This window comes from Paraburkholderia terrae (assembly GCF_002902925.1).
GTDB lineage: Bacteria > Pseudomonadota > Gammaproteobacteria > Burkholderiales > Burkholderiaceae > Paraburkholderia > Paraburkholderia terrae.
This window is the reverse complement of sequence record NZ_CP026112.1, coordinates 2,756,896-2,770,192: the sequence shown is the minus strand read 5'-3', so window position 1 is coordinate 2,770,192 and position 13,297 is coordinate 2,756,896. Positions and strand designations below refer to the sequence as shown.

The window sequence follows — 13,297 nt, the reverse complement described above, 5'->3', positions numbered from 1 at the left end:
AAAATGCACTGCGTCCTCAACGAGAACGCAGCACCTGCAAAGCGATAACTTACGCCGCGAGCAGCGAGCGCAGCACGAACGGCAGAATACCACCGTGCTTGTAGTAGTCGACTTCGATCGGCGTGTCGATACGCAGCAGAACCTGCACGCGCTGATCCGAACCGTCCTTGCGATGGATCACCAGCGTGACTTCCTGTTGCGGCTTGAAGTCGTCGCCGAGGCCTTCGATGTCGTACGTTTCTTCGCCCGTGATGTTCAGCGACTGGACGCTGTCCGTGCCCTTGAACTGCAGCGGCAGAACGCCCATGCCGACCAGGTTCGAACGGTGGATACGCTCGAAGCTGCGTGCGACCACAGCCTTCACGCCCAGCAACTGCGTGCCCTTCGCCGCCCAGTCACGCGACGAGCCCGTGCCGTACTCTTCGCCCGCGAAGATGACCGTCTGCGTGCCGGCGTCGATGTACTTCATCGCTGCGTCGTAGATCGACTGCTGTTCGCCGCTCGGCTGGTGAATCGTCAGGCCGCCTTCGACGCGCGTGCCGTCTGCCTTCGCCGGGATCATCAGGTTCTTGATACGGACGTTCGCGAACGTGCCGCGCATCATCACGTCGTGGTTGCCGCGGCGCGAGCCGTAGCTGTTGAAGTCGGCCTTCTGTACGCCGTTCGCCTTCAGCCACTTGCCTGCGGGCGAGTCTTCCTTGATCGAGCCTGCCGGCGAGATGTGGTCGGTCGTGACCGAGTCACCGAAGATCCCGAGAGCGCGCGCGCCCTTCACAGCCGCGATGCTCGAAGCCGGTTCCATCGAGAATTCCTTGCCGAAGAAAGGCGGCTCCGCGATGTAGGTCGACTTCGGCCAGTCGTAGACCTGGCCTTCTTCGCCCTCGATCTTGCTCCACAGGTCGCCCTTCTTCGTGAGCTGCGCGTAGTTCGCGCGGAACGCATCGGCGTCCAGCGCAAACTTCAGCAGCGCGTTGACTTCTTCGCTCGTCGGCCAGATGTCGCCGAGGTAGATGTCCTTGCCGCCCGTGCCCTTGCCGACGGGTTCCGTCATCAGGTCGCGCGTGATGTTGCCCGCGATCGCGTAAGCGACGACCAGCGGCGGCGAAGCCAGGAAGTTTGCGCGGATGTTCGGGTGGATACGCGCTTCGAAGTTACGGTTGCCCGACAGCACGGCTGCCGCGACGATGTCGTTCTTCGTGATCGCTTCGTTCAGTTCCGGCGTCAGGTCGCCCGCGTTGCCGATACAGGTCGTGCAGCCATAAGCGGCCAGCGTGAAGCCGAGCTTGTCGAGGTATTGCAGCAGGTTCGTCTTCGTCAGGTACTCGGTGACGATACGCGATCCCGGCGCCAGCGACGTCTTGATGTGCGGCGCCACTTCCAGACCGGCTTCGACCGCCTTCTTCGCCAGCAGACCGGCTGCCAGCAGCACGCTCGGGTTCGACGTGTTCGTGCATGACGTGATCGCGGCGATCAGGATGTCGCCGTTCTTCACGTTGACGCCGTTGGTCGTCGTGTACTGCGCGTCGAGATCGGCCGACTTCTTCGCGAAGCCGTTTTCACCGACCGGCTTCGAGAACAGATCCGTGAACGTGGACTTCACGTTGCCGATTTCGATGCGGTCTTGCGGGCGCTTCGGACCAGCCAGCGACGGCGCAACCGTGCCCAGATCCAGCGTGACGATCTTCGTATAGTCGATGTCGCCAGCGTCCGGAATGCCGAACAGATCCTGCGCCTTGAAGTAGTTTTCGAAGGCGGAGATTTCGGCGTCCGTGCGGCCCGTGCCCTTGAAATAGTCGATCGTCTTTTCGTCGACGGGGAAGAAGCCCATCGTCGCGCCGTATTCCGGCGCCATGTTGCCGATCGTCGCGCGGTCCGGCAGCGACAACGAGCGCGTGCCTTCGCCGAAGAACTCGACGAACTTGCCGACAACCTTTTCCTTGCGCAGCAGTTCGGTGATGGTCAGGACCAGGTCGGTCGCCGTCACGCCTTCGCGCAGCTTGCCCTTCAGGTGTACGCCGACCACGTCCGGCGTCAGGAAGTACACCGGCTGGCCGAGCATGCCCGCTTCCGCTTCGATGCCGCCCACGCCCCAGCCGACCACGCCGATGCCGTTGATCATCGTCGTGTGGCTGTCCGTGCCGACCAGTGTGTCCGGGTAGTACACGGATTCGCCGTTGTCAGCCTTCTTGTGTACGCCGCGTGCGAGGTATTCGAGGTTCACCTGGTGAACGATGCCGACGCCCGGCGGCACGACCTTGAACGTGTCGAACGCCTGCATGCCCCACTTCATGAACTGGTAGCGCTCGTTGTTGCGCTGGAATTCCAGCTTCATGTTCAGGTCCAGCGCGCCCTTCTCGCGGAAGTGGTCGATCTGCACCGAGTGATCGACGACGAGATCGACCGGGACCAGCGGTTCGATCGACTTCGGGTTCTTGCCCGCGCGCTGCGCGACGCCGCGCATGGCTGCGATGTCGGCCAGCAGCGGCACACCCGTGAAGTCCTGCAGCACGACACGTGCGACGACGAACGGAATTTCGTCGACGCGCGAAGCCGTCGGCTTCCAGTTCGCGAGTTGCTCGATGTGTTCTTCCGAGATCTTCTTGCCGTCGTAGTTACGCAGCACCGATTCCAGAACGAGGCGGATCGACACCGGCAGGCGGTCGATCTTCACGTTCAGTGCTTTACCAAGCTGCGGCAGCGAGTAGAACTTGCCTTTGCCGGAACCGCTGTCGAATTCCTTGAGCGTTTTGTGGAGGTTGTGGGCCATGGTAATTTTCCTGGGGTTTTCGAGGAAATGACGTTGCTACGTTTCTGAACTCACACGACGTACAGATCGACGTATTCATTGACCGGCATCGCTTCTAACTTTGCCTGGTCCAGCGACACATCGAGGATCGCTTGCTGTTGCTTCGCCGGAAAGCGCCGCGCGAGATTCGTCCTGAATTTCTCGACCAGCAGCGGGATGCCTTCGGCGCGGCGACGCTTGTGACCGAGCGGATATTCGACGACCACCTCGTCGAACGTCGATCCGTCGGCGAACCCGATTGTCAGCGCGTTCGCAATCGAGCGCTTGTCAGGGTCGTGATAATCCTTCGTGAACTGCGGGTCTTCCACGCACGCCATCTTGTCACGCAGCGCGTCGATACGCGGGTCGCGCGCGACTTCGTCTTCGTAATCGGCAGCTGCCAGACGGCCGAAAATCAGCGGCACGGCGATCATGTACTGAATACAGTGATCGCGGTCGGCCGGATTGTTCAGCGGGCCTGTTTTGTCGATGATGCGGATGGCCGCTTCGTGCGTGCGGATCGTGATTTTCGTGATGTCTTCGACGCGCTTTCCGCTCGCGCGCAGTTGCTCGTGCAGCGTCATCGCTGCTTCGGCAGCCGTTTGCGCGTGGAATTCGGCGGGAAACGAAATCTTGAAGAGCACGTTCTCCATCACGTACGAGCCGTACGGGCGCTGGAACCGGAACGGCTGTCCTTTGAACAGCACGTCGTAGAAGCCCCACGTTTTCGCGCTCAGCACGGACGGATAGCCCATTTCGCCCGTCTTCGCGATCAGCGCGAGACGCACCGCGCGCGACGTGGCGTCGCCTGCTGCCCAGGACTTGCGCGAGCCCGTGTTCGGCGCATGGCGGTAGGTACGCAGCGCATGTCCATCGACAAGCGCCTGCGAGACTGCGTTGATCAGCTCATCGCGCGACAGTCCAAGCAACTGGCCTACCACGGCCGTCGAAGCGAGCTTCACGAGCAGCACATGGTCGAGGCCGACCTTGTTGAACGAGTTTTCGAGCGCGATGCAGCCTTGAATTTCGTGCGCCTTGATCATCGCGATCAGGACGTCTTTCATCGCGAGCGGCCTTTTGCCGTTGGCGATGGCGGTGCGCGAGAGCCAGTCGGCCGTCGCGAGAATGCCGCCGAGGTTATCGGACGGATGGCCCCATTCGGCCGCAAGCCAGGTGTCGTTGAAGTCGAGCCAGCGGATCATGGCGCCGATGTTGAACGCGGCTTGCACAGGATCCAGCTGGAACGACGTGCCAGGCACCTTGGCGCCGTTTGGGACGATCGTGCCGGGCACGATCGGTCCCATCAGCTTGGTGCAGGCAGGGTAAGACAGGGCCTCGAGCCCGCAGCCCAGCGTGTCGATCAGGCAATTGCGCGCCGTCTCCAGCGCGAGATCGCTCTCGAGCTTGTAATCCAGCACATAGTCGACGATATCGACCAGTACTGTGTCCGGATTGGGCCGGACGTTGGAGATCGGTGCGGACATCGAGGTTTGTCCTGTTCGGCCCGTTTTACTGAGCCTTGTTGACGGCGTTCGACTGCGTCGGTGCCGGTGCGCCTTGCGACATGGCGGCCGTCACGCATTCGTCGGCCAGACGCGAGCTGTCCTTGTCCGAGAACAACATTGCCTTGGTCGGGATCACGACGAGATCCATGCCGCTTGCTGCGTCGTGGAAGCGGTCCGCGCCCGTCGTCGTGTTTTCACGCGGCAGGTTGTAGTTCTTGTTGCCCCAGTGGACGGTGACGATCTGGTCGCGCTTCATGTCGCCCTTCAGATCGAACGACAGACCTTCCTTACACGACCACTTTTCCGCACCTTCCGGAATCGGATCGACCTTGGCTTCCTTGGCCGGATTCGGCTTGCGCTTGATCAGGCGCTTGGGCTGCGGCGCCTTCGGCTTGGCCGTGGTGGTCGATTGTGCGAACGCGCTGGGCGCCGTCACCAGCAGCGTCGAAGACAGAGCGCCAATAACGGTAGCGATCAGCAGTTTTTTCATGGGAGAGAACCTTTCTATCTAATTTCAGAGTTTAAACAGTGCGCGATTGCAATTTCGCAACCGCCGGGGTACTGCACGCGCCCCGAGAGCGCACAGCGGACGCTATTTTCTCCTATTTAGCGCCACGAACTTCAAATTCTCCGGACCCGTGTAATTTGCGCTGGGTCGAATGATCTTGTTGTCGACGCGCTGTTCGATGATGTGCGCGGCCCAGCCGGACGTGCGCGAGATCACGAAGAGCGGCGTGAACATGGCCGTCGGCACGCCCATCATGTGATACGACACCGCGCTGAACCAGTCGAGGTTCGGGAACATCTTCTTCGCGTCGGCCATCACGCCTTCGAGCCGCTCGGCGATATCGAACAGCTTCATGTTCGATGCCTCTTTCGACAGCTTCTTCGCGACTTCCTTGATCACCTTGTTGCGCGGATCGGAGATCGTGTACACGGGGTGTCCGAAGCCGATCACGACTTCCTTGTTTTCGACGCGGCGGCGGATGTCGGCTTCTGCCTCATCCGGCGTCTGGTAGCGCGACTGGATCTCGAACGCGACCTCGTTGGCGCCGCCGTGCTTCGGGCCGCGCAGCGCGCCGATCGCGCCCGTGATGGCCGAATACATGTCCGAGCCCGTGCCCGCGATCACGCGGCCCGTGAACGTCGACGCGTTGAATTCATGTTCCGCGTACAGATTCAGCGACACGTGCATCGCATCGACCCATGATTTCGGCGGCTCCACGCCATGCAGCAGATGCAGGAAGTGGCCACCGATCGAATCGTCGTCGGTTTCGACTTCGATCCGCTTGCCGTTGTGCGAGTAGTGATACCAGTACAGCAGCATCGAGCCGAGCGAGGCCATCAGCTTGTCGGCGATATCGCGCGCGCCCGGCAGGTTGTGATCGTCTTTTTCCGGCAGCACGGTGCCCAGCACGGACACGCCCGTGCGCATCACGTCCATCGGGTGGGCTGCGGCGGGAATCCATTCGAGCGCGGCCTTCACGTTCGCGGGCAGGCCGCGCAGCGCCTTGAGCTTCTTCTTGTAAGCGGCGAGTTCGGCGACGTTGGGCAGCTTGCCGTGTACGAGCAGATACGCGATTTCCTCGAATTCGCTGGCGCCGGCGATATCGAGAATGTCGTAGCCGCGGTAATGCAGGTCGTTACCCGTCTTGCCGACCGTGCAGAGCGCGGTGTTGCCCGCCGTCACGCCCGACAGGGCCACGGATTTCTTCGGCTTGAAGCCGCTTGTTGTTCCCGGTGCAGCCGCTTGCGTCGTATCGCTCATTCCAGGGGTCTCCTTGATGTGCCGCTTACTTGTCCTGCTCGTTGTTCCGCGTGCCTTGACTGAACAGCGCGTCGAGCTTCTGCTCGTACGCGTGATAGCCGATGCGATCGTACAGTTCTTCGCGCGTTTGCATCGTGTCGACGACATTCTTTTGCGTGCCGTCGCGACGAATGGCCGTGTAAACGTTTTCGGCGGCCCTGTTCATCGCGCGGAACGCCGACAGCGGATACAGCACCAGCGAGACATCCGCGCCGCGCAGTTCATCGACGGTGAACAGGGGCGTCGCGCCGAACTCAGTGATGTTCGCGAGAACGGGGACCTTCACGGCCTGCGCGAACTGCCGGTACATGCCGAGTTCCGTCATCGCTTCCGGAAAGATCATGTCGGCGCCGGCTTCGACGCAGGCCATCGCGCGGTCCATCGCCGCTTGCAGGCCTTCGACGGCGAGCGCGTCGGTGCGCGCCATGATGACGAAGTTGGGATCGGTGCGCGCGTCGACGGCCGCCTTGATGCGGTCGACCATCTCGTCCTGCGTCACGATCGCCTTGCCCGGTCGATGCCCGCAGCGTTTCGCGCCAACCTGGTCTTCGATATGCATCGCGCCCGCGCCAGCCTTGGTCAGCGCCTTCACGGTACGCGCGATATTGAATGCGGACGGGCCAAAGCCCGTGTCGACGTCGACCAGCAGCGGCAGATCGCAGACATCGGTGATGCGGCGCACGTCGGTCAGAACGTCATCCAGCGTCGAGATGCCGAGATCGGGCAAGCCCAGCGAGCCGGCTGCGACGCCGCCGCCCGACACGTAGATCGCCTTGAAGCCCGCGCGTTGCGCGAGCAGCGCGTGATTCGCGTTGATCGCGCCGACCACCTGCAATGGTTTTTCGGCGGCGACGGCTGCGCGGAATGCGGCGCCCGGGGATGTGTTGGCGTTGCTCATGATGCGGATTCCTCGTTCGGCCCGAACAGCGGCGCGGCTTCGGCGGGCACGCTGCGGCCCGTCGAGCGGGCGCGGCGCAGCACCGACCAGTAATAGCGATAGCTCGCGCGATCGTGCAGCGTGTCGCGATGGCGCGTCGGGCCCCATTGCGCGGACTGCGCGGCGAGCAGGATTTCCGTGGCCGTCGCGATCTCCTCGTCGCGCGGCGCGAAGGCCGACACGATGGCGGGAATCTGCGCGGGGTGAATGCTCCACATGCGTGTGTAACCGAACTCGTTGCGCGCGCGCAGTGCGTCGTTCGCGACGACGTCCATGTCGCGCACTTCCGTCGATACATTGTGCGACGGCACCTTGCCATGCGCGTGGCAGGCCGCCGAAATCTCGAGTTTCGCCCGCCGCACGAGCGGGTGATCGAACTGGCCTGGCGAGCGCATCGCGGTATCGGGAATTGCGCCGTCGTGCGCGGAGACGAAGTCCATCAGGCCGAAGCTCAGGGACTCGACGGCGGGCAGCGCGGCCAGATCGAACACGCGCGTGAGGGCGCCATGCGTTTCGATCAGCAACTGGACGGGAACGGGTTTCGCGATGCCCAGTTCGCGCCGTGTGGCCTCGATGAACGCGCACATTTCGGCGGCATCGGGCACGTTGCGGATTTTCGGCAGAGTAATAAAGGCAGGCGCGCGCTTCGCCGCACGCAGGATGAGGCGCACGTCGTCGCGCCAGTGCGCATGGTTGAAGTCGTGAATCCGCACGCCGACACGGCCGAAACGGTCGTGCTCGCCGCCCAGCAGCGACGCGACCAGTTCCGCATGTTCCGCCTCGCGGCCCACTTGCGCGCCGTCTTCGCAATCGAGCGTGATGTCGAAGACAGGGCCCAATTCCTGCTGCAAAGCGAGCGATTTGAGCATCAGCTTCTCGCTGCCCGCGTAGTGGTCGCAGGCAGGCAGGACAGTGGGCGGCGCTTCGCCGTCAAACAGGACTTCGGCGGGAGTCAGTGCGCGCATTATCGGCGTGTGGGTACTGTTTGGAAATTCTGATTCGGGTGCGCTCTGGTCTTCTACGACCGTGATATACGACGGTCAGATCAAAACGCGCTCGAATCAGTTGCGAACCCCTGCATGAGTTGCTGCGCAAACCATCGTGCAGGATTGTCAAACGTAAAAAACCGGAACCCGTCGCGCTGCAACGGAGTCCCGGTTATTCTGCATCAGGCGATTAGCCGAGCAGGTGCTGAACGCCTTCGCGCTCTTCGAGCAGCTCGTTCAGCGTGTTGTCCATCTTTTCGCGCGCGAATGCGTCGATCTGCAGGCCTTCGACACGCTTGTACTCGCCGTTTTCGCACGTCACGGCCACGCCGTAGACGATGTCTTCGGGGATGCCGTACGAACCGTCCGACGGAATGCCCATCGTGACCCACTTGCCGTTCGTGCCGAGCACCCAGTCACGCACGTGGTCGATGGCTGCGTTCGCTGCCGAAGCCGCCGACGACAGGCCGCGCGCTTCGATGATCGCCGCGCCGCGCTTGCCGACCGTCGGGATGAACGTGTTGCGGTTCCATTCTTCGTCGTTGATCAGCTTGGTCAGGTCCTGGCCTTCAGCCGTCGCGACGCGGAAGTCCGGGTACATGGTCGGCGAGTGATTGCCCCACACGACCAGCTTTTCGATCGAAGCGACCGGCTTGCCCGACTTGGCAGCCAGTTGCGACAGCGCGCGGTTGTGGTCCAGACGCAGCATGGCCGTGAAGTTCTTCTTCGGCAGATCCGGTGCCGACTTCATCGCGATGTAGGCGTTCGTGTTCGCCGGGTTGCCGACGACCAGCACCTTCACGTCGCGGCTCGCCACTTCGTTCAGTGCCTTGCCTTGCACCGTGAAGATTTCGGCGTTGGCCGACAGCAGGTCCTTACGCTCCATGCCTTTCGAACGCGGACGCGCGCCGACCAGCAGTGCGACGTCGGCATCCTTGAACGCAACCTTGGGATCGTCAGTGACCACGACACCCGCGAGCAGCGGGAACGCGCAGTCTTCGAGTTCCATCACGACGCCTTTGACGGCGGCTTGCGCTTGCGGCAGGTCCAGCAGTTGCAGGATGACCGGTTGATCCTTGCCGAGCATGTCGCCATTGGCGATGCGGAACAGCAGGGAGTAACCGATTTGACCTGCGGCGCCGGTGACGGCAACGCGCTTTGCGGGCTTAGCCATTGAGAAATCTCCAGGACGATGCGTTGAACGCTAGGGAAAACGCCATTCTATATGGGCGTTACGCGAAGCGTGGTTTTAGCACGGCAAATTCGCTGCGCGAGCCCTGCAGGCGGTCCGAAGAAGGCCCGAAGGCACGCTGCCGGCGAAGCCGCCGTGCCGGATAATCTGTGCTGCCGAGCGCGGGGAGGGATAGTGCTTGCAGCGATCGGCGCCATGATAGACGCGATATCAAGGCCGCTGCATGGCGCGGGCTCCTGCAAACAGCGCGTTTCGGCGGGGCATTGCGGCGCACTTGCCGGGCAATGCAGGGCGAAGCGAAACCTGAACTGCGTGAGGGAACAGCGTGATGCAGGGTGGCCTTCCGGTGCATCACGCTGTTGACATAAAGCGCTGTCAAAAATGCGTGGCACAACCCGCAAACCCTTGCTCGACAAGGAGTGTAGGAGTCGGGCGGGACAAAGTCAACCGTATCTTATGTCTTATATAAGACATATCTATTACGGCAAAAAATCTGGACGGCATGAGGCGCTTTGTGTTGAAATGCGCGCATGAATTCGAACCCGGCCAGCACAGCGAACCCTCCCGGCGCGTCCGGCGCGGGCGACGCTGCGCCTGTCTCGACGCCGGCGCCGTCGCCGACGTTCAGTCCTCTCTACCAGCAGATCAAGGCGCTCATCACGCAGAGCCTCGAGTCGGGTGAATGGAAGCCGGGCGAGATCATTCCCAGTGAAGTCGAACTGGCCGCGCGTTACAAGGTCAGCCAGGGCACGGTGCGCAAGGCGATCGACGAGCTTGCCGCCGACAACCTGCTGGTGCGCCGTCAGGGCAAAGGCACTTTTGTTGCTACGCACAACGAAGAGCGCGCGCAGTTCCGCTTCCTCCGTCTTCTCGCCGACGACGGCGCCGAGCATCCGCATATCAGCCGGCTGCTCGAATGCCGGCGCTTGCGCGCGTCGGCGGATATCGCGCGGCAGCTGGACCTGAAGCCGGCCGACCCCGTCGTGCTGATCAAGCGTCTTTTGACATTCGACGGCGAAGACACGGTGCTCGACGAAATCTGGTTGCCGGGCGGCGTGTTCCGCGGGCTGACGCTCGAGCGCCTGTCGGAGTACAAGGGGCCGCTCTACGCGATGTTCGAAACGGAGTTCGGCACGCGCATGATTCGCGCGTCCGAGAAGATTCGCGCCGTCGCCGCGGACCCGTCCGTTGCCGATCTTTTACACGTGCCGACGGGATTTCCGTTGCTGTCCGTGGAGCGCGTGTCCTATACCTATGGTGACCGTCCCGTCGAAGTACGGCGCGGATGGTATGTCACAACCGGGTATTACTATCAGAACGATTTGAGTTGAAAGAAAAAGCGTTGCCGTGGGCTTGCGGCAAGGCTTGCGCGGGCCTTCATGCGCGCTTCGCGGCACGCTCGCCAGAGCAGTGTTACGCTGCAGCGCGAAATGAAAAGGCGCTAAAATTGCGGATTAGTGTGACTACAAGTAGGGGTCTAGCATGGCAGAAGCCGTAAAAAAACCGAGGCCGGAATACCGGAACATCGGTATCGGGCAGATATTGACGGCATACCGTCTTCCTCTCGCGGGGCGGGTGTCGATCCTTCACCGCGTGAGCGGCGGCCTGCTGTTCATCTTCCTTCCGTTCCTGCTGTACCTCTTTGACCAGAGCCTGACCTCCGAACTGAGCTACGAGGTGTTCAAGGGCTTCCTGTCCAACATCATCGTCAAGCTGATCGTGCTGGTGCTGGCGTGGGCGTTCCTGTTCCACTTCTGCGCGGGCGTACGCCATCTGTCGATGGACATGAACCATGACGCGGTCTCGAAAGAGCGTGGCAAGAGCACGTCGGTCGTCGTGCTGGTGGTGTCGTCGATCCTGACGATCGCCTTCGCGCTCAAACTGTTCGGAGCATTCTAAAAACATGTCCGCCAATAACCGAGTTGGTTCCAAGCGCCTCGTCGTGGGCGCGCACTATGGTCTGCGCGACTGGCTCGCGCAGCGCATCACGGCCGTCATCATGGCCGTGTACACCGTCATCCTGCTCGCCTGGTTCTTCGGCGCGCACGCATTCTCTTACGACGGCTGGGCCGGGATCTTCGCCACGCAGTGGATGAAGCTCGCCACCTTCGTGACGCTGCTGTCGCTGTTCTATCACGCGTGGGTCGGCATCCGGGACATCTGGATGGACTACATCAAGCCCGTTGGCACGCGGCTTCTGCTGCAGGCGTTGACGATCGTCTGGCTGCTCGCGTGTGCGGGCTACGCTGCGCAGATTCTCTGGAGAGTGTAAAGAATGGCTGCAATCAAGAATTCCCTGCCGCGTCGCAAGTTTGATGTGGTGATCGTCGGCGCAGGTGGCTCCGGGATGCGCGCATCGCTGCAACTGGCACGCGCGGGCCTGTCCGTGTGCGTGCTCTCGAAGGTGTTCCCGACGCGCTCGCACACGGTGGCTGCGCAAGGCGGCATCGGCGCCTCGCTCGGCAACATGAGCGAAGACAACTGGCACTACCACTTCTACGACACGATCAAGGGCTCCGACTGGCTCGGCGACCAGGACGCGATCGAGTTCATGTGCCGCGAAGCACCGAACGCCGTCTATGAACTCGAACACTTCGGCATGCCGTTCGACCGCAACGCGGATGGCACGATCTATCAGCGCCCGTTCGGCGGCCACACCGCGAACTACGGCGAAAAGCCCGTGCAGCGCGCTTGCGCTGCCGCTGACCGTACCGGCCACGCGCTGCTGCACACGCTGTACCAGCAGAACGTCGCGGCGAAGACCACGTTCTTCGTCGAATGGATGGCGCTGGACCTGATCCGCGACGCCGAAGGCGACGTGCTCGGCGTGACCGCGCTGGAAATGGAAACGGGCGACGTCTATATCCTCGAAGGCAAGACCACGCTGTTCGCCACGGGCGGCGCGGGCCGGATCTTCGCGGCCTCGACCAATGCATTCATCAACACGGGCGACGGTCTGGGTATGGCCGCACGCGCGGGCATCCCGCTCGAAGACATGGAATTCTGGCAATTCCACCCGACGGGCGTGGCAGGCGCGGGCGTGCTGATCACGGAAGGCGTGCGCGGTGAAGGCGGCATCCTGCGTAACTCGGACGGCGAGCGCTTCATGGAGCGCTACGCGCCGACGCTGAAGGATCTGGCGCCGCGCGACTTCGTTTCGCGCTCGATGGACCAGGAAATCAAGGAAGGCCGTGGTGTGGGTCCGAACAAGGACCACGTGCTGCTCGACCTGTCGCACATCGGCGCCGAGACGATCATGAAGCGTCTGCCGTCGATCCGCGAAATCGCGCTGAAGTTCGCGAACGTCGACTGCATCAAGGAACCGATTCCCGTTGTGCCGACCATCCACTACCAGATGGGCGGCATTCCGACGAACATTCACGGTCAGGTGGTCGGCACCGCCAAGGGCCACGAAGACCCGATCAACGGCTTCTACGCCGTGGGCGAATGCTCGTGCGTGTCGGTGCATGGCGCGAACCGCCTGGGCACGAACTCGCTGCTGGATCTCGTGGTGTTCGGCCGCGCGGCGGGTAACCACATCGTCAAGCACGTGAAGGACATCAAGGAGCACAAGCCGCTGCCGGCCGATGCCGCTGATTTCGCGCTGTCGCGTCTGGCGAAGCTGGACAACTCCAGCTCGGGTGAATATGCGCAGAATGTGGCGAACGATATCCGCTCGACGATGCAGGCGCACGCAGGCGTGTTCCGTACGTCGGCGCTGCTCGCCGAAGGCGTCGAGCGCATTCGCGAAGTGGCTGCACGCGTGGGCAACATCCACCTGAAGGACAAGTCGAAGGTGTTCAACACGGCGCGCGTGGAAGCGCTCGAAGTGGAGAACCTGATCGAAGTGGCGCGCGCGACGATGGTGTCGGCCGAAGCGCGCAAGGAAAGCCGTGGCGCGCATGCGCAGAACGACTTCGAACATCGCGACGACGAGAACTGGCTGCGCCATACGCTGTGGTACAGCGAAGGCGACCGCCTCGACTACAAGCCGGTGCATATGAACCCGCTGACGGTCGAATCGGTGCCGCCGAAGGCACGGACCTTCTAAACGCGTACCTTCTAAAGCACAAAGGACCCCACAC

Annotated in this window: 11 protein-coding genes; 4 read left to right on the top strand and 7 right to left on the bottom strand. The window is 62.3% G+C overall.

Annotated features, from left to right (window positions below; all coding sequences use genetic code 11):
* Window positions 1-49: 49 nt before the first annotated feature.
* The 7 genes from acnA to C2L65_RS28695 form a co-directional block, all read right to left on the bottom strand.
* Complete coding sequence (gene acnA, locus C2L65_RS28725; protein WP_042315662.1) at window positions 50-2,767, bottom strand: aconitate hydratase AcnA; 2,718 nt, start codon at window positions 2,765-2,767, stop codon at window positions 50-52.
* Between the two features lie 50 nt (window positions 2,768-2,817).
* Complete coding sequence (locus C2L65_RS28720; RefSeq protein WP_042315660.1) at window positions 2,818-4,269, bottom strand: bifunctional 2-methylcitrate dehydratase/aconitate hydratase; 1,452 nt, start codon at window positions 4,267-4,269, stop codon at window positions 2,818-2,820.
* Between the two features lie 25 nt (window positions 4,270-4,294).
* Window positions 4,295-4,780 (bottom strand): hypothetical protein, encoded by a 486-nt coding sequence (locus C2L65_RS28715; RefSeq protein ID WP_007579555.1) that lies wholly within the window; start codon window positions 4,778-4,780, stop codon window positions 4,295-4,297.
* Between the two features lie 102 nt (window positions 4,781-4,882).
* Entirely contained in the window at window positions 4,883-6,058 is a 1,176-nt protein-coding gene (prpC, locus tag C2L65_RS28710) for a bifunctional 2-methylcitrate synthase/citrate synthase (protein ID WP_103254589.1), read from the bottom strand.
* Window positions 6,059-6,083: 25 nt separating this feature from the next.
* Window positions 6,084-6,995 (bottom strand): methylisocitrate lyase, encoded by a 912-nt coding sequence (gene prpB / locus C2L65_RS28705; protein ID WP_042317285.1) that lies wholly within the window; start codon window positions 6,993-6,995, stop codon window positions 6,084-6,086.
* Window positions 6,992-7,999: an HpcH/HpaI aldolase/citrate lyase family protein gene (locus C2L65_RS28700; RefSeq protein ID WP_042317287.1), complete on the bottom strand. Its 1,008-nt coding sequence runs from the start codon at window positions 7,997-7,999 to the stop codon at window positions 6,992-6,994. The genes prpB and C2L65_RS28700 overlap by 4 nt, the downstream gene beginning before the upstream one ends.
* 211 nt (window positions 8,000-8,210) lie before the next feature.
* A complete protein-coding gene (locus C2L65_RS28695; RefSeq protein WP_035999302.1) occupies window positions 8,211-9,194 on the bottom strand; it encodes a malate dehydrogenase in 984 nt (327 codons plus the stop codon).
* Window positions 9,195-9,742: 548 nt separating this feature from the next.
* On the opposite strand from C2L65_RS28695, the gene C2L65_RS28690 reads away from it, so the two are divergent.
* From C2L65_RS28690 to sdhA, 4 genes are all read left to right on the top strand, one after another.
* Complete coding sequence (locus C2L65_RS28690) at window positions 9,743-10,543, top strand: GntR family transcriptional regulator (protein ID WP_042317288.1); 801 nt, start codon at window positions 9,743-9,745, stop codon at window positions 10,541-10,543.
* Window positions 10,544-10,694: 151 nt separating this feature from the next.
* On the top strand, window positions 10,695-11,111 hold the full coding sequence (gene sdhC / locus C2L65_RS28685; protein ID WP_091790455.1) for a succinate dehydrogenase, cytochrome b556 subunit: 417 nt from the start codon (window positions 10,695-10,697) through the stop codon (window positions 11,109-11,111).
* Window positions 11,112-11,115: 4 nt separating this feature from the next.
* Window positions 11,116-11,484 (top strand): succinate dehydrogenase, hydrophobic membrane anchor protein, encoded by a 369-nt coding sequence (gene sdhD / locus C2L65_RS28680; protein ID WP_042317332.1) that lies wholly within the window; start codon window positions 11,116-11,118, stop codon window positions 11,482-11,484.
* Between the two features lie 3 nt (window positions 11,485-11,487).
* Entirely contained in the window at window positions 11,488-13,263 is a 1,776-nt protein-coding gene (sdhA, locus tag C2L65_RS28675) for a succinate dehydrogenase flavoprotein subunit (protein WP_042317330.1), read from the top strand.
* Window positions 13,264-13,297 lie beyond the last annotated feature (34 nt).